This is a genomic window from Pseudobutyrivibrio sp. MD2005 (assembly GCF_000621865.1).
Classification (GTDB): Bacteria; Bacillota; Clostridia; order Lachnospirales; family Lachnospiraceae; genus Pseudobutyrivibrio.
Window position 1 is genome coordinate 42,508 of the sequence record NZ_JHXE01000017.1, and the last position, 16,426, is coordinate 58,933.

Here is a 16,426-nt window from a genome sequence, read left to right on the forward strand (position 1 = left end):
AAAATCAAGGTCATAGACAATTTTACCATACTATACAATATTTTCAACGTGATTCTCGTCGGTCAAAACCTGTATTCTCGTAGAATTTACTTTTATCTTTATACATTTCATCATCTGCTATTTCTAGTAGCATGTTTATGTTTTCATTAGGATAATCCCTATAGCTGGCATAACCCACGCCAGCATAAAGTTCACTAACAAGTGTTCCATGCCAACATTTCATTGCATTCTTAAAGTTTGCAATAGCTGCTTCTATCTCTTTTTTAGATGCAACAAGTGAAATAGCAAATTCGTCGCCACCTACACGGCAAATATTAGCATCTGGAAAATCTATAAAAGCCGATTCTAAACATCTGGCGGTAGCAATAATCAATTCATCGCCAGCCTCATGCCCAATCGTATCGTTGTAATACTTCAAACGATTTGTATCCACCATTACAATAGCAAAATCTTCCGGCATATTGTTCTCATCATAGTTATCCAAAACATGATAAAATTTTCGTCTATTTCCAAGCTTTGTAAGTTCATCGGAAAAAGCATATATCTTCGTCTGAGCCAGCTCACGTTCCTCTTTTATACTATTGGAAATACGCTGATAAATCAGACATATCTGCGCAACCACATAAATATGTAAATCTAACAGAAATACCGAATCATAATTTGATGTAACATTTCCAATAAATAGCATAAGAGCTGCTAAAGACAGTATGAAAAATACAAGGTTTGCCAAAGATACTGCCACATAGCTGTATTTATCTCTATGGAATATAATTGTTTTTATCGAATATAAAGATACACATGCCAACACAATCATCGCAAGAACCTGGGCTAAATATATTAAATCACCCCAATTAATAATACCAACTAACGCTAGTACTAATGCTATGACACCAACAATTGTAATAACATTATCTATAATGATTGAGACCTTATTATTATCCCGCTCATACAAATACATCTGCATTCTGAAGAAATATATAGGCATCACTAAAAAGGCCACGATATTAACAATTGAAAATCCAACAATATGTCCAAACACAATGTATGGCAATCTACAGTCGTTTATAAGCCACTGTGCGGAGAATACAGCAAACAATCCACAATACAAAAGGGCTTTAAAAATCTTTTTTCTTTTCTTAAGAATATTTTCCCCTACAAAAGTGGAAGCAATGATAATCTCAACAACACCAATAACTGTAAATGAAGAATAAACAATCATGGTCATAATGTTGCTCTTCAATACTTGTGATGCATATTCTCCACGAGTAGTGATAAAGACTTGAGTAATAGAAGCCCCGTAAATCTCCTTTTGCAGAGTCATGGTTATAGTTATCGGCTTTCCGGAATACTCAGTTCTAAGCTTAAACCAAATCTCTTTCTTTCCAGCATCTGTGGACACACCAGCAAAAACATTGTCTTTAGACTTTTCGATAGATTCACCATCAACAAAAATCTCATAATTGTCATAGTAAACCCACATAACAAGCATCTGATCTGTGAATACTTTAGGCAACGTGTTTGTGATAGTAAATGTCTCCTGGCTATCACCATAGGGAAAGGCGACAGCATGTCCTTCCAACTGCCATCCGTCATCATAAGGAATATAATTTTCCCCATACACGTTATCCAAGTCGTTGGAAAAGCAAAAGCCTACAACCATAGATATTATGATTAACAGCATAAAAATCGCTGAGAATATTTTTCTAAATCTACTCCCCGTCATAGACCACTCCCCGAAAAATATTAAATCTCTATGCCAAATTCACTAGGTAAAAATCTTGGACAAACATTGTCAGAAGTAACGATAACTGATGCAGCAAGTGTTGCACCAATCTCGCAAGCTTCCTGAATTGTCTTGCCATAAGTAAGGCCGATTGTAACGCCAGCAAAGAATGAGTCTCCTGCTCCTGTTGTGTCTTTTACATCAACCTTACGTGCAGGAACAAAACCTGAATTTCCATTAATATCTGCATAAACAGCACCTGCACCACCTAAAGTAACAATCATCTTGCTAATCTGTGCACCCTGAATCTTCTTTGAAAGAATCTCCTGCATCTCCTCTGGAGTCTTATCTGAATAATCATCCATGAAAAGAATGCCAGCCTCCTGTTGATTACATACGAAGCACTCAACATTCTTAAGGAAATCACGTCTTTCTACTGCTATACTCATATTTGAAACTGCAGCATAAACCTTTAAATTATACTTTTCTGCATATTTAAAGATTCTCTTAATAGAATCCTTTTCCATATCTATCTCAAGGGCGATACTATCAGCATCCTTAAAAATCTCGTCTCCCTGTTCATCAAGGATATTATTAATCTCAGATAAATCCGGTCTCTTTGAAATAGAAGCTACCACATCACCATGATTATCAAATACAGCAAGCCACTTGCCCATTCCATCAGGTGTACGACGTACAAATCTTGTATCAACCTTATGATTATTAAGCTTTTCAAGCACTCCTGTACCGATTCCGCTCTCATCTACAAGACTAACAAATGTAGGACGAAGCTCAACATTTGCAATATCTTCAACTACGTTTCTACTAACGCCGCCATGAACCTCTTCTACTGTTCCAACATTTCTTCCAGCTGGAATATAGCTAGATGTTGAATGACCTTTAATATCAATAAATACTGCTCCAAGAACAACAATTCCCATTTTATAAATACTCCAATCTTTGAAAAATCACTCAAGTGATTATAACACGCTAATTTATAATATCAAATGTTTGTGTATTTTTTATTATAAGAATTTGATAGAATTCAGGATAGAAAAGAGGAATTTACAATGATTAAAGTAGACTTAATTACAGGATTTTTAGGAAGTGGCAAAACCACATTCCTTAAATTATATGCCAAATATTTTATGGATCAGGGCTTACGCATCGGAATCCTTGAAAACGACTACGGTGCCGTAAATGTAGATATGCTTCTATTAAACGAACTCAGAGGTGACAACTGCGAACTAGAAATGGTTGCTGGTGGCTGCGACGCTGCTTGCCACAAACGTCGCTTCAAAACAAAGCTCATATCAATGGCCATGAGTGGCTACGACCGCGTAATAATCGAGCCCTCAGGTATATTCGACGTAGACGAATTCTTCGATACCATCAGAGACGAGCCACTAGACAACTGGTACGAAATAGGTAACGTAATCACCATCGTGGATGCCCGCCTGGAAGACACCCTTTCCTCAGACTCTGACTTCTTTTTAGCCTCCCAGCTAGCTAACGCCGGCACTATCCTTCTTAGCCGAACTCAGCTCACTGATGCCGCTCAAATTGAAGCCACCAAGCAGCACCTAAAAAATGCCGCTGAAAAGTCCAACTTAAGCATAGACATCGATGCCCTAATCACCACCAAAGACTGGGCCGACTTCTCCACCACCGATTTAGAAGCCATCGCCAACTGCGGCTACGCTACCCGCTCCTACATCAAGCGAATTCACATGGACAACAGCGACTTCGAAACAGTATACTTCCTCGAAGTTCCAATGAAAAAGTCTCACATTCAAGATAAAATCAAGACCCTCATGTCCGACTCATCCTTCGGCTCCATCATGCGCGCCAAGGGATTTTTCCATGACGAGGGCCAGTGGTATCAGTTCAATGCCACCCAAAACGAATTCGAGCTTAGCACCATCCCTGTTGGCCAGGCCGTATTCATCGTAATCGGCGAAGCCCTAGCCAAAGACGCCATCCGCACCTTTATCGAAGGCTAGCCCGGCCCTAGGGCCCGCCCCCATAATCAGTCTTGCCCGCCCCAAATATCAGTTACGCCACCGCTAGGGCCTCTGTGCTGGCACCTTCTGGGGGCTGCTAACAATTTTGCGAATATTTTTAGTTTTTTCAATGGGCAAAATTTAGGCAAAGCACATGTGTCTTGTTGCGGGATGAACCGTTTGAAAAAAATGTTTTCTAAGTGGCGGACACTGAAGTTTTTATTGTACTTCTTAGGCTAAGGTGACTTGGTTTCATATTACGTTTGCTAAGTAACATAACAAAGCAGGTTTTGCATATATAGGTACCGTGGCACATTCAACATCGTGTTTTAAGTGACCACTTGCGCTGCCGTCCTTGGCAGCGCATACCTATATATTGCAAAACCTGCTTTTATGTTACTAAGCGCACTTCAAAATCAACCAAGCTCACTCTTAGTCTAAGAAGTACATTTTAATTTAAATATTTGTGTCCGCCAATTGAAAACATTTTTTCAAACTGTACAGACCTGCAAAAGACACATGTAAATAAGCGTGCCTAAATTGCCCATTAGAAAAACAAAATATTCTTGCAATGTTAGCAGCCCCCAGACGGTGCCAGCACAGTGGCCCTAGCGGTGGCGTAGTTTTTACATGGGCGGGCCCTAAGGGCCGGGCTAAGAAATGACGCCTGCGATGGCGGTTTTTGCTGCGGTGATAGGGCTTGCCAGGTAGATTTGTACCTTGCTTGTACCCATGCGGCCAAGGAAGTTGCGGTTGTTGGTGGCAACCACTACTTCGCCATCAGAAAGAATTCCACCGCCACGTCCACAGCAAAGGCCGCAGCCTGGTGTTGTGATGATGCAGCCTGCATCCAAAAGGATTTCAATGGTGCCATCGTGTAAGGCTTCGCGGTACACTTTGCGGCTGGCAGGAGTTACTATCATCTTGACGTAGTCGGCAACGTGATTTCCTTTGAGGATAGTAGCTGCTGCCCTAAGGTCTTCTAGGCGGCCATTGGTGCAAGATCCTAAGAATACCTGATCAACCTTTGTTCCTTTTAGCTCGCTTACTGGTTTGATGTTGTCTACCAGTGATGGACAGGCAAGTACTGGCACCATGTCCTCTGCTTTGTATCTGAGAATGCGTGTGTACTTTGCATCATCGTCTGGGCGAAGTGCCTTTACAGAATCATCGTAATCGATTCGGCAGTAGTCACATGTCTTTTCGTCTGGTACAAAGAGTCCGCATTTTGCGCCGGCTTCTACAGACATGTTGGACATAGTCATACGGCTAGCTACACTCATTGCGTCTACGGTGCTTCCTGTAAATTCAATAGACTGATATGTGGCACCTGATGCAGTTAAGTCACCAATTATTCTAAGTATGATGTCTTTGGATGTTACATTGCCAGGAAGTGTTCCATCAATTTCTACCTTAATAGATTCTGGTACTCTGATCCAGAGCTGGCCTGTTCCAAGAATTCCAGCCATTTCAGTGTATCCAATACCTGTAGAGAATGCGCCTACGCAACCGTAGGTTACGGTGTGGCTGTCTGTTCCAAATGCAATATCGCCAGGCTTTACATAGCCGGCTTCTGTCATAAGCTGATGGCAAATTCCGTCTGTTCTGTGGACGTTTTTGATTCCATATTTTTTGGCAAATTCATCACCGATTTTGAAATGTCTGGTATCATCAACCTGTGTTGCAGGAAGAAAATGGTCATATATTAATACAACGCTGTCAGGATTTGCAACCTTGTCAAAGCCCATTTCCTCAAATTTCTGTACGGCAAAAGGTGCCATTATATCGTCAATCATGCACCAGTCAACATCTACAGTGACAATATCTCCAGGCTTTACTTCGTGCCCAACTTTATTTCCAATTATCTTTTCAACTAATGTGTGTCCCATAGGCTCTCCTAAATCTTATTCCAATCCGTTTTTCTTTCGCATTGCCTTTACAAGGCCGCCTGCATTAAGTATTTCCAAAAGATTGTCAGGTAATGATGCGATTGGATATGATTTTCCATTTACTTTTATACACTCACCTGGTGTAACCTCGGCTTCGTCACCTTCATTGACTTCATCATATAAATCTGGCTGCTCAATCAAAAGTAGTCCATTGTTAATGGCATTTCTAAAGAATATTCTGGCATAGCTCTTTGCTACAATGCACGATATTCCAAGAGCCTTTACTACCTCTGGGGCTTGCTCTCTAGATGAACCACAGCCGAAATTATATCCTGCCACAATCATATCTCCAGGCTGAATTTTGCCAGCCAGCTCTGGTCGAAGTGGACTAAAAGCATATGGCTTCATTTCGTCTAAAGTCTCGTATGCTAAATATTCTGTAGGTAAAATGATATCTGTATCAATATCATCTCCGAGTTTCCAAATCTTAGCTTTAAACATATTATCTCCTTAATATCGCAAAATCTTACATTAACAATCATTAGTCTTTCTTCCTTCGACTAAAAATGTCTCATTCAGAAAGCAAATAGATTGTTAATTAGATTTTGCATCCTAATTCATCCTTACACGCTATGCACGTGTTATATACCCCTTGATTGCGGATGCGGTTACGGTTGCTGCGCTGGCAAGGTATACAAATGAATCCTTATGGCCTGCGCGACCTTTGAAGTTACGGGTACCAGTCGAAATAAGTGTCTCCCCCTCTCCGATTACACCCTGGCAAGCGCCCCAACATACAGAACAGTTAGGATTCATAACCATTGCTCCAGCTTCCATAAATGTATCAAGTATGCCTTCTTTAAGAGCCTGTTTGTAAACCTGTCGGCTGGCAGGCACAACTAAAAATCTTACGCCCTCAGCAACGTGTTTGCCCTTTATAATCTGAGCTCCTACACGAAGGTCTTCGATTCGTCCATTGTTGCAGCTTCCAAGGAATGCCTCGTCAATCTTAACATCCTCACATTCTGAAACAGGTACAATATTATCAACAAAATGAGGCTTTGCCACGATTGGCTCGATTTCCTCTAGATTGATATCATAAACCTCTGAGAATACTGCATCATCATCTGACTTATATAAAGCCTTTGGCTGTCTTCCATGTTCCTTTAGATATTCAAGAGCAACATCGTCTACTTCTATAAGTGCTGTCTTTGCGCCAGCTTCTACACATAAATTGCAGATAGCAATTCTATCAGCAATTGAAAGCTCCTTTAAGCCATCGCCTACAAACTCCATCGCCTTGTAATTGGCGCCATTTGCACTAATACGGCCAATGATTGTAAGAATCAAATCCCTTGCATATACGCCCTCTTTTAGCTTTCCATGAAGGTTGAATCTAATTGTCTCTGGAACCAGAAGCCATGATGTACCTGTAACCATAGCATAAAGATAGTCTGTGCATCCAACACCTGTTCCAAATGCTCCAAGAGCTCCATAAGCGCATGTGTGTGAATCGGCGCCGAAAATAAGCTCTCCTGGGCAAACGTGGTTTTCCATCATAATCTGATGACAAACACCTTCACCTTCGTATAGCTTGATGCCATTAGCCTTTGCGAAATCGCGCATCTTTTTGTGGCTGGCAGCTGTCTTTGGGCTATCAGCTGGAATATTGTGATCTATAATCCATACAAGCTTATCCGGGTCAGCAATACGTGGATTTTTAAGATTGTTGTACATATCGATAGTAAGATGTGTTGTACCATCATTACTCATAAGCTTATCTAAAGTGACTGTCTCAATATCGCCAGCCTTAACTTCTTTCACGCCTGCAGCTGCAGCGATGATCTTTTCAGCCATTGTCATTCCCATAATCTAGTCCTCCTTATTGAGGGATGCAATCAATCCCCCCTGATCCAAAATCTCCTGCATCTTCGCTGGAAGCTTTGTGCAGGAATACTCCTTGCCGCCTGTTGTAATGATACCTTTTTCGAAATCTAATTCCATTTCGTCGCCTTCATTTACAACATCATATAGCTCTTTGCTAACGATTACCGGAAGACCAATATTGATAGAGTTTCTATAAAAAATTCTAGCAAATGATTTGGCAATGATAGCCTTTACTCCAAGTGCCTTTAGAACACTAGGTGCCTGCTCTCTTGATGAACCACAACCAAAATTTTCGTCTGCCACAACGAAATCGCCTGGCTTAACCTCTCCTGCAAATTCTGAATTTAGTGACTCAAAAGTATGCACCTTCATTTCATCTATAGTAGGAAATAGTAGATATTGAGATGCGATAATCTGATCAGTATCTACATCTTTGTAAAATTTGAATACCTTGCCCATGTTTTCTCCTTTGTAAATATTCTCAGTCCTTTTACATATTTCTAATCATTGTACCTTAATTCTTTAGTGATTTAAAGAGGTAAATCGCCTGTTTTCCAAATAGAACTTTAAATAAAAATGGCTATGCTATATTATAATAAATATTATTTGTTTTAGGAGTAATTAAATATGAATTTAGCTTTAATTGGTAGAATTTTTTCTCTTTTGGCTTGCATCCTCATGGTTCTCATAGGATATCTCAAGCACAAAAAGACAATACTTTGGGCGCAGAACCTTCAGTTTATTCTGTTTTCAATATCTTACGCCTGTTTAGGTGGAATTGCCGCTGTTGTAGGCAACATGGTCAGCTTACTTAGAAATCTCATTTGTTTAAAATGGAATCTTACACTTCCACTTCAGATATTCTTTATTGCATTCCAAGGTGTATTTACTTTCATCACCACTGAAAACAGATGGATTGATTGGCTTCCATTTATGGCTGCAACTTTCATCACAATCACACTTAGTTCCAGAAAAGATATCGTTATAAAGCTTGGCTGTATCGGAAGCATCCTTTGCTTCGGTACATACGATTTCTTCTTAAAAAACTGGCCAGTATTTGCATTTGATTGTTTCTCTATGATCACAAGCTTAATTGGCGTTTATCGAATTACAAATGACAAGAAAGAAAAAGAAGAGGTAATCTAAACCTCTTCTTTTTAATATCTATTTATCTTTTAACTGTCTTGATAATCCAACCATAAGAATATCATCTTTATATGGATGCTTTAGTAAATGAACTACATTGTAGTATGTCTCTATGTTTCCTTCTTTGTTTACAAGCCTCATGGTTACTTCCAAACGTTCTTCACCTCTGTGGAAGGCTTCAATCATCGCCCTTCTACTAAGTGTGCTCTCATAAAGCTTGTAATCCTCCTTTACACAAATGGCAAGTGAGGCTTCAGTTAAATCATCAATAACACCTGCTGTAGCAGCCTTAAACTCTCTGCCCTCTTCCTGAGACATAACATAATAACTGTTCTTGTAGAGATTTCCAAAAATAATAAGAGGAAACTCTCTTTTGATTGCCTTAAGAAGGATGCTGTGTGAACTGAGTGTCCCCTGACGCTTGATGTAATCGTCATCATCCATAAGAGGCATTGTGTCCATCATTGCTACAACAATGAAGTCTTCTTTTTTGATTGCCTTAGAAAACAGAAATCCCTGTATTCTGTCGCAATCCATGCTCTGCATAAACTTAAGCTGCTCGATGGTTTCTACACCCTCGGCAATAGTCTTAAGATTAAGCCTGTGAGCAAAATAGAAAACTGTCTCTAATGTACCTCGTCCTCTATCATCCTGACAGTTATCCTTAAGGAATGCCTTATCGACCTTCAAGTATGTTACCGGCATGTCCTTAACAAACTGAAGCGATGTAAAACCAGCGCCAAAATCATCAATGGCTATGGTTACACCTACATCAGCAACTGACTTTGCCCATTCGATAATATCTTCGAATTTGGCTGATGATAATGCAGATTCGGTAATTTCAACCTCAAACATTTTCGGTTGAATACCATAATTGGCAAGTAGAGAGGAAAGCTTTCTGGCAAAATCAGGCTCCTTCACATGCCATCTAGAGAAATTAACACCGATTGGCACAGCGGAATCTCCAAGCTCAAGAATAGTCTTGCAGGCTTCCTCTGCCATAAACCAATCCAATACGTTAATGTCCTGAGTCTTTTCCAATTCAGGGATAAACTGATCTGGCGGAATAATATCGCCATTAGGCTTAACCCAACGTACTAGCGCCTCTGCACTGACTAATCTTCCTGAATTACAGTCGTACTGAGGCTGGTAATAAGCCCTAATCTCTTTGTTCTCAATTGCGGAAACTACCTGGTCGATGAAATCAGTCCTCATGCTAAAATCTCCTACATTCTAAGCATTAACTCTCTTTCCACAACTTCCCCTTTTTTATAGTAAACTCTAGGTACTCGCTTGCTTACAGCACAAGTGAGCTCATATGGAATAGTGCCGGCATTTTCCGCTATTTCATCGATTGAATTCTTCTCTCCGAAGATTTCTACTTCACTGCCGACATCCACAGTAGGCATATCTGTAATATCTATCATACACATATCCATGCAAATCTTTCCACGAAGCTTTGCTGGACCTTCCTTTGTGTACAATGAACAGTTATTGGATAGACTCCTTAAAAATCCATCTGCATAACCGTAAGGTAAAACACCTATTCTTGTAGTGCTATCAGTTACAAATGTACCGCCATAGCTTATGGCTGTACCCGCTGGATATATCTTGATAGTGCTAACTGTTGTCTTAAGTGTCATTACTGGCTTTAAGCCCATTTCACGAGCAAACTCACCATAGCCATATAGTAACAGACCTGGGCGAACCATATCAAGATATGTTTCAGGAAAACGTGCTGTTGCACCAGTGTTTGCGCAGTGTCTAAGCTTGAATTTGTGGCCAAGTCTATCTTCTACCGCTTTGATTACTCGGGTAAATAAATCGAACTGATGCTTAGTGTAATTATCACACTCTTCACCAAATTCATCCGCCACTGCAAAGTGAGTGAAAATACCCTCTGCATCCAAACCAGGCATCATGCAGGCTTCAGAAATGCCATTAACTCCGGTCTCAAAATTAGTGTTATCGCAAAGATAACCTAATCTAGACATTCCTGTATCAACCTTAATATGAACCTTTAAAGTGCCACCGCATCTGACTGCCTCAGCACTATATTCATCGGCCTTTGCCTTGCAAGTGATTGCCTGTGTAATATTGTATTCAATTAATCTACCGACCTGCTCCTTTGGTGTGTGTCCCAAAATCAGAATCGGCATTGTAATACCATTTACTCTAAGCTCGATAGCTTCATCTGCACTACTAACTGCAAGATAATCTGCTCCAAGCTCCTGAAGTGTCTTGCCTACCTGAATACTACCATGGCCGTAGGCATCAGCCTTAACTACACCTAAAAACTTTACGTCACTGCCTATCTTTTGGCGGATAACGTTATAATTATGCGCAATAGCATCCAAATTAACGTCTGCCCATGTGCGTCTAAGTGTTGATTCCATTTTAAATTCTGCTCCTAAATACTCTAGTTTAATAACCCTATATAAATCGAGTTATGTATTTATTATAGCCGAAATTTAAAAAAACTAAAGTACCTTTGATAAGAAGTCTTTTAATCTTTGACTCTGTGGGTTGTCAAATATGTCAGAAGGAGTACCTTCTTCCTTGATTCCCTTCTCATCAAAGAATAAAACTCTATCTGCTACTTCCCTTGCAAATCCCATTTCATGAGTGACAACAACCATTGTCATTCCATCATCTGCAAGCTCCTTCATAAGATTGAGAACTTCACCAACCATCTCTGGATCAAGAGCTGATGTTGGCTCATCAAACAAAATAACCTCTGGATTCATAGCAAGAGTTCTAGCGATTGCTATACGCTGCTTCTGTCCACCTGAAAGGCTATCAGGATAAGCCTCTGCTTTATCATTAAGACCTACTCGCTGTAAAAGCTCTATTGCTTTTGCATCTGCCTCTAATTCAGACATAAGTCCAAGCTTTACTGGCGCAAGTGTTAAGTTCTTTTTAATTGTAAGATGAGGGAAGAGATTAAAGTGCTGGAAAACCATTCCTACACGTCTTCTTACATCGTTTATATCTACTCCCTTTTTAGTGATATCCTCACCATCTAAGTAAATTACACCATCTGTAACATCCTCAAGCTGATTGAGAGTACGAATAAATGTAGATTTACCACAACCTGAGGGTCCAATAATTGCAATAACCTCACCCTTTGAGATTTCCAAATTTACATTTTTTAATACTTCATTGTCACCGAATGACTTTGAAAGATTTTCTACTTTTATTAAAATTTCATCTGCCATTTTGATATTTTACCTTTCACTCTTTCTAAGTTTCTTCTCTAATGCACCTACTCCTAAGTTAAGAACCTGCACAATAATGAGATAAATAATTGCAACTGCAACTAAAGGTAAGAATGCCTCGTATGTGATACTTCTGATGATATCACCACCACGAGTTAAGTCGATCATTCCAATGTAACCGCAGATAGATGTCTCTTTGATTAATGAAATAAACTCATTTGCAAGTGCTGGTAAAACATTCTTAATTGCCTGTGGCAAAATAATTGATGTCATTGTCTGCTTATAGTTAAGACCAAGGCTTCGTCCTGCCTCCATCTGGCCTGCATCAACAGACATGATTCCACCACGCATAATTTCAGCAACATAAGCACCTGAATTAATAGCGAAAGCAACGATTGCAACAACAACCTTAGGAACATTAACAGATTTGAATACTACATAGTAGATAATCAAAAGCTGAATCATGATAGGTGTTCCTCTGATGATTGCAAGATAAAGCTTACAAATGCAATTTAAAAGCTTAAGATTTCCTGTCTTATCGTATGTAACTCTCACGATAGCAACAAGGAAACCAATAATCATACCTGCAAGAACCGCACAAATAGCGATGATTAATGTATTTCTAAGACCTTGTGCTAAGAAAGTCCAACGATTATCATCAACGAAGTTACGCTTAAAATTGTCTATAAAGCTGATTCCTTCACCTGTAAGAGTCTCATCCCTAACAATCATAACCTGCTTAGATGTAACATAAGAATCAGAGAAGTTAATTGACTTCAAACGCTCTTCTGTCTTTGTCATTCCAGCGATACCAACATCAGCTTTGTGAGAATCAACAGCATTGATAATACTATCGAATTCCATATCTTCGATCTTAACTTCCATGCCAATCTTATCACCGATTGCCTTGATAAGTTCCATATCGATACCGACAGGCTCACCATTTTCGTAATACTCATATGGTGGGAATGCTGCATTAGTAGCAACTACTAAAGTACCGTTATCATAAGTTGTTCCCTCTGGAGTAACGTAAGGGCATGTTCCCTTTGTATCATCACCAATATAATTATCAGTAATCTGATCAACAACACCCTCTTCTTTAAGCTCGGCCAAAGCACCGTTGACCTTTTCAAGGAGCTCATCATTATCCTTTGCTATACAGATTGCATACTCCTCTAATGTGAATGGCTCATCCAAAATTACAAGTGTGCTTTCGTTAGCTGTTCCAGCAATAGCAGGCTGCTCATCAACGATTACGCAGTCAACCTTTCCCTGCTTTAAAGCCTGGAAAGCATCAGCGATTTTGTTGTAACGCTCAACAACTGTTCCTTCCTCGTCACCTTCGTAGTCAGATGCATAAATATCACCTATTGTACCAAGCTGAACACCGATCTTTGAACCAGGAAGATCGTCTACGGTCTGAATAGTCTTTTCTTCGCTCTTATCAGCAGAGCCGCATCCAATCAATAATGCTGCCGCAAGCATTATTAATGAAGTTAAAAGTTTTTTCTTCATTGTATTTTTATCCTCTTTTAATGTATTTTTATAAATAATATCACATTATTGTTATAACAGAAAGTGTTTATCTAACAAAAATTAACTTCTTTTTTAATTAATAATTAGTCACTTTTTGCACTACGCCTAATCCTTCGCACTTTTGTAGATCTTTTCGGTCCTCTACGCCTAGGCGTGTGTTCCTTACGATATGCAGCAATTTCCGCCAACAGTTTTTCATAATCTCTTTCGAATAATAATTCACTAATTACGCAATTTAATTCATTTGGATTAACCCTTGTTTCAGGAATGATTGGATCAACTCCTTCAGCCTTTGCTGCCCTTTTAATACGTGTAATCTCTGCTTTCGTAAGTGGCTTTTTGGTCCATTCAAGTATTGTCTTTCTAACAAATGGCTTGCTTCTTCCTTTGTATTCAGGCATTTCAAAATGCTTTAATACAAGAGAAAGCTCTGGGCGCCATAAAAGCTCCAGCTTTCTATTCAGCCTCATCTTTTTATTAAGCTCAGGCTTTCGCATAAAATAGAAATCAGCCTTGCCATCCACCTCTTCCACTGTAATGATTCCCCAGTAATCAGGAACATGCTCTCCTACATGAGTAGCGTGAGACGAGCCTACCACTACAATGTTGTAATCGAAGTACTTATCATAATCCTTTATCTGACTTTCAAGCCTCGTATAAGTATCCGCATCTGATTTTATCTCAATTCCAACAAGCGCCCCTGTGATAACCATTATCACATCTGCCCTTGAAAGCCCCATCATTTTCTCTTCGATTATTCTGGTCTTGCCGTAGCTGGCCTCTAAAAAATCAAATAACGGCTCTCTGATATCTTTATCTTTAAGCATATTGCTTCACCTTTATAATGAATCGATTTCAGAGAAAATATCCTCTGCATTTACAAAGGATTTAACTTCTTTTCCCTGAGATGTAACATCGTAGTATTTTGCCAATGTTTCATCATATTGCTTCTGGGATTTAAGCTCTTCTTCATTAATCTCCCAATAAGAAATTATCGGATTTCCGTTTTCATCAAAGCTATCTTCTGCCCATTCATCAAGTGGTCTTCTAGTACCATATGCTATCTCAACCCAATAACCATCCTTTATAGCAACTACATAGTCATTAAGGCTGGCCTCAACAGCTTCGCTAGCAAGGCAGGCATTGTTCTTCTCATCGCAGTAAAGTGTGTTTATTTTGCTGCTGAATAGGTTAAGATATCCGTCTGCATAAGAAGCTATAATAATGTTATTATCATCAGAGTAGTATGCAAGTTCTGGAATTTCATCTTCGTTTACATAAATTAAAGCATACTTTGTATTAATTCCATCTTCCTGCATATCGTTAACAAGAGACTGATAAGCATCCTTCCAATCACCAAATTCAGTAACTTCACTATCACCATTTTTTATATAGTTTGCTCCGACTCTCTCATCTAAATCAAATCTTTCATTGAATTCATCTGAATGAGCAACATTTTCAACTACCTCAATTGACACATCTTCATCAGTATTTTCTTCTGTAGCTTCTTCCTCTTCTTTTTCAGATGAAGAGTCAGTCTTATCTTCTTCCTCCACTTGAGTGTCCTCATTCACATCTGCTTTAGGTTCATTAGCTCCACATGCAACAACTCCTGCAGCTAATGCTCCCGCCATAAATAAAAGTAAAAATCTCTTTTTCATTTAAAGTCCCTCTCTTATAAAAATCTTATTAATAATACATAACCGAAATTGTTAAATTTGGCGCCTCATCGCCCTCATAAAAGTAGCGTGAATAGATAATGAGGTAGCCTTCATCATAATGACTGTCTGATTCCGAATAGTATTCTTTATCATCCTGATTGTTAAAATTAGTGATGAATTCTTTGTCGATAGAACAGTATTTGGTTCCCCACTCATCCTCTACCAAGCCTTCATCTATTAAGCTTTCCAATTCCTCTTTAAATATCTGAAATTGTTCATTTGCTTTTTCTAAATTTTCTTCTTCCGAAAGATTATTATCATATTGATAAGAATATCTTACGGAATCCAGCTTACTTTTTTCTGTGTATGTAAGTGAAAAATCTGTCCTATAAATCTGACTTTGGTCTGGCGCAAAACGAATGCAATAGTTAACGCCAGCGATATCAGTTGGATAATCATATCTGACTATATAATATCCATCTTCTTCTCCTTTAGCTTCCAGCTTATCCAAGTTATTCATTAAAGAAAATGTAGCAAGCTTAACAGGATTGATTGCAATTATATTTGTTAGAAATACTATGGACAACAATATGATTCTGATGATCGGCTGCTTCGCTTTCATGTTGTTATCAGCTAAAAGCTTTTTATAATCTATTTTGCCATCCAGATCTCTTGTACCGATAAAATCCCATGCTGCATCATTCTTAAGATTACTATAAATAGCAAGATGGATTCCTAGTGCCAAAGCAAGAATTAAAGTCTCTGCCAAAATAGACATCATGTTTACACTAACAATGTCGCCATAGTCCATGTCCAACGAAAATGTTCTGGTGGCAAAACCAAGGGCAATGGTAATTGCCAGCATGACACCACTTATAATGGCCAGCCTTTTGTGTTTAATCGTTTTAAGAATAATTGTTTTTTGTTCTTCTGATAACATTACATTCTCTCTCTCAAAAATACTTACGATTAAGATTTTACCATATCTTCAAAAATCAAACATTATTTTTAGGGGATTCGATTTTCGCTACTAAAATAAGAGCACAGACAAATGTCTGTGCTCTTATTTTAGTAGCGAGAGGGGGATTCGAACCCTCGACACCACGGGTATGAACCGTGTGCTCTAGCCAACTGAGCTATCTCGCCATATTTAATTAAAAAGAAATCAAAGTGGGACCTACAGGGCTCGAACCTGTGACCCCCTGCTTGTAAGGCAGATGCTCTCCCAGCTGAGCTAAGATCCCATGTTCACCGATTTCTTTACCGCTTCAAGCGACTCGTTAAATATAACAAACCTACCATCCATTGTCAACACAATTTCTTATTTTCGCAATACTTTTTCAATTCCGAGTAATTTGCTGAT

General features: G+C 39.1%; 15 protein-coding genes and 2 tRNA genes. 2 read left to right on the plus strand and 15 right to left on the minus strand.

What is annotated here, in order from left to right; genetic code table 11:
• Nucleotides 1–43: 43 nt before the first annotated feature.
• Nucleotides 44–1,723, minus strand: coding sequence for a GGDEF domain-containing protein (locus T498_RS0107790; RefSeq protein WP_081779720.1), 1,680 nt, complete (start codon nt 1,721–1,723; stop codon nt 44–46).
• A gap of 20 nt (nt 1,724–1,743) precedes the next feature.
• Nucleotides 1,744–2,664, minus strand: a complete 921-nt coding sequence (locus tag T498_RS0107795) for a carbohydrate kinase family protein (RefSeq protein ID WP_028235425.1) — start codon at nt 2,662–2,664, stop codon at nt 1,744–1,746.
• A gap of 129 nt (nt 2,665–2,793) precedes the next feature.
• Here T498_RS0107795 and T498_RS0107800 point away from each other — a divergent pair, with 129 nt between their 5' ends.
• Nucleotides 2,794–3,726 carry a GTP-binding protein gene (locus T498_RS0107800; protein ID WP_028235426.1) on the plus strand — a complete coding sequence of 311 codons (933 nt, stop codon included), beginning with the start codon at nt 2,794–2,796 and terminating at the stop codon, nt 3,724–3,726.
• 653 nt (nt 3,727–4,379) lie between these two features.
• On the opposite strand, the gene T498_RS0107805 is transcribed toward T498_RS0107800, so the two are convergent.
• The 4 genes from T498_RS0107805 to T498_RS0107820 form a co-directional block, all read right to left on the minus strand.
• A complete protein-coding gene (locus T498_RS0107805; protein ID WP_028235427.1) occupies nt 4,380–5,615 on the minus strand; it encodes a 3-isopropylmalate dehydratase large subunit in 1,236 nt (411 codons plus the stop codon).
• Between the two features lie 15 nt (nt 5,616–5,630).
• On the minus strand, nt 5,631–6,116 hold the full coding sequence (locus T498_RS0107810; RefSeq protein ID WP_028235428.1) for a LeuD/DmdB family oxidoreductase small subunit: 486 nt from the start codon (nt 6,114–6,116) through the stop codon (nt 5,631–5,633).
• Nucleotides 6,117–6,245: 129 nt separating this feature from the next.
• On the minus strand, nt 6,246–7,484 hold the full coding sequence (locus T498_RS0107815) for a 3-isopropylmalate dehydratase large subunit (protein ID WP_028235429.1): 1,239 nt from the start codon (nt 7,482–7,484) through the stop codon (nt 6,246–6,248).
• Between the two features lie 3 nt (nt 7,485–7,487).
• Nucleotides 7,488–7,961 (minus strand): LeuD/DmdB family oxidoreductase small subunit, encoded by a 474-nt coding sequence (locus tag T498_RS0107820; RefSeq protein WP_028235430.1) that lies wholly within the window; start codon nt 7,959–7,961, stop codon nt 7,488–7,490.
• 168 nt (nt 7,962–8,129) lie between these two features.
• On the opposite strand from T498_RS0107820, the gene T498_RS0107825 reads away from it, so the two are divergent.
• The gene (locus T498_RS0107825; protein WP_028235431.1) at nt 8,130–8,648 is read left to right on the plus strand and encodes a YgjV family protein; all 519 of its coding nucleotides are present in this window, start codon (nt 8,130–8,132) and stop codon (nt 8,646–8,648) included.
• A gap of 18 nt (nt 8,649–8,666) precedes the next feature.
• Here T498_RS0107825 and T498_RS15290 read toward each other — a convergent pair whose 3' ends face one another.
• From T498_RS15290 to T498_RS0107870, 9 genes are all read right to left on the minus strand, one after another.
• Nucleotides 8,667–9,863: an EAL domain-containing protein gene (locus tag T498_RS15290; RefSeq protein WP_051524671.1), complete on the minus strand. Its 1,197-nt coding sequence runs from the start codon at nt 9,861–9,863 to the stop codon at nt 8,667–8,669.
• Nucleotides 9,864–9,874: 11 nt separating this feature from the next.
• Nucleotides 9,875–11,044: an alanine racemase gene (gene alr, locus T498_RS0107835; RefSeq protein WP_028235432.1), complete on the minus strand. Its 1,170-nt coding sequence runs from the start codon at nt 11,042–11,044 to the stop codon at nt 9,875–9,877.
• Between the two features lie 84 nt (nt 11,045–11,128).
• Nucleotides 11,129–11,866: an amino acid ABC transporter ATP-binding protein gene (locus tag T498_RS0107840; protein WP_028235433.1), complete on the minus strand. Its 738-nt coding sequence runs from the start codon at nt 11,864–11,866 to the stop codon at nt 11,129–11,131.
• Between the two features lie 9 nt (nt 11,867–11,875).
• Nucleotides 11,876–13,381, minus strand: a complete 1,506-nt coding sequence (locus tag T498_RS0107845; protein WP_028235434.1) for an ABC transporter substrate-binding protein/permease — start codon at nt 13,379–13,381, stop codon at nt 11,876–11,878.
• Nucleotides 13,382–13,485: 104 nt separating this feature from the next.
• The gene (locus T498_RS0107850; protein ID WP_028235435.1) at nt 13,486–14,229 is read right to left on the minus strand and encodes a sce7726 family protein; all 744 of its coding nucleotides are present in this window, start codon (nt 14,227–14,229) and stop codon (nt 13,486–13,488) included.
• Between the two features lie 12 nt (nt 14,230–14,241).
• The gene (locus T498_RS0107855) at nt 14,242–15,063 is read right to left on the minus strand and encodes a hypothetical protein (protein ID WP_028235436.1); all 822 of its coding nucleotides are present in this window, start codon (nt 15,061–15,063) and stop codon (nt 14,242–14,244) included.
• A gap of 28 nt (nt 15,064–15,091) precedes the next feature.
• Entirely contained in the window at nt 15,092–16,003 is a 912-nt protein-coding gene (locus T498_RS0107860; RefSeq protein WP_028235437.1) for a hypothetical protein, read from the minus strand.
• 132 nt (nt 16,004–16,135) lie between these two features.
• Nucleotides 16,136–16,209 (minus strand) — tRNA-Met (locus T498_RS0107865).
• A gap of 25 nt (nt 16,210–16,234) precedes the next feature.
• Nucleotides 16,235–16,307, minus strand: a tRNA-Val gene (locus tag T498_RS0107870).
• Nucleotides 16,308–16,426: the final 119 nt, after the last annotated feature.

What these genes read in the sequence shown, in the direction of transcription:
- T498_RS0107790 (WP_081779720.1), bottom strand. Translation starts at nt 1,723, where the DNA reads ATGACGGGGAGTAGATTTAGAAAAATATTCTCAGCGATTTTTATGCTG.
- T498_RS0107795 (WP_028235425.1), bottom strand. Translation starts at nt 2,664, where the DNA reads ATGGGAATTGTTGTTCTTGGAGCAGTATTTATTGATATTAAAGGTCAT.
- T498_RS0107800 (WP_028235426.1), top strand. Translation starts at nt 2,794, where the DNA reads ATGATTAAAGTAGACTTAATTACAGGATTTTTAGGAAGTGGCAAAACC.
- T498_RS0107805 (WP_028235427.1), bottom strand. Translation starts at nt 5,615, where the DNA reads ATGGGACACACATTAGTTGAAAAGATAATTGGAAATAAAGTTGGGCAC.
- T498_RS0107810 (WP_028235428.1), bottom strand. Translation starts at nt 6,116, where the DNA reads ATGTTTAAAGCTAAGATTTGGAAACTCGGAGATGATATTGATACAGAT.
- T498_RS0107815 (WP_028235429.1), bottom strand. Translation starts at nt 7,484, where the DNA reads ATGGGAATGACAATGGCTGAAAAGATCATCGCTGCAGCTGCAGGCGTG.
- T498_RS0107820 (WP_028235430.1), bottom strand. Translation starts at nt 7,961, where the DNA reads ATGGGCAAGGTATTCAAATTTTACAAAGATGTAGATACTGATCAGATT.
- T498_RS0107825 (WP_028235431.1), top strand. Translation starts at nt 8,130, where the DNA reads ATGAATTTAGCTTTAATTGGTAGAATTTTTTCTCTTTTGGCTTGCATC.
- T498_RS15290 (WP_051524671.1), bottom strand. Translation starts at nt 9,863, where the DNA reads ATGAGGACTGATTTCATCGACCAGGTAGTTTCCGCAATTGAGAACAAA.
- alr (WP_028235432.1), bottom strand. Translation starts at nt 11,044, where the DNA reads ATGGAATCAACACTTAGACGCACATGGGCAGACGTTAATTTGGATGCT.
- T498_RS0107840 (WP_028235433.1), bottom strand. Translation starts at nt 11,866, where the DNA reads ATGGCAGATGAAATTTTAATAAAAGTAGAAAATCTTTCAAAGTCATTC.
- T498_RS0107845 (WP_028235434.1), bottom strand. Translation starts at nt 13,381, where the DNA reads ATGAAGAAAAAACTTTTAACTTCATTAATAATGCTTGCGGCAGCATTA.
- T498_RS0107850 (WP_028235435.1), bottom strand. Translation starts at nt 14,229, where the DNA reads ATGCTTAAAGATAAAGATATCAGAGAGCCGTTATTTGATTTTTTAGAG.
- T498_RS0107855 (WP_028235436.1), bottom strand. Translation starts at nt 15,063, where the DNA reads ATGAAAAAGAGATTTTTACTTTTATTTATGGCGGGAGCATTAGCTGCA.
- T498_RS0107860 (WP_028235437.1), bottom strand. Translation starts at nt 16,003, where the DNA reads ATGTTATCAGAAGAACAAAAAACAATTATTCTTAAAACGATTAAACAC.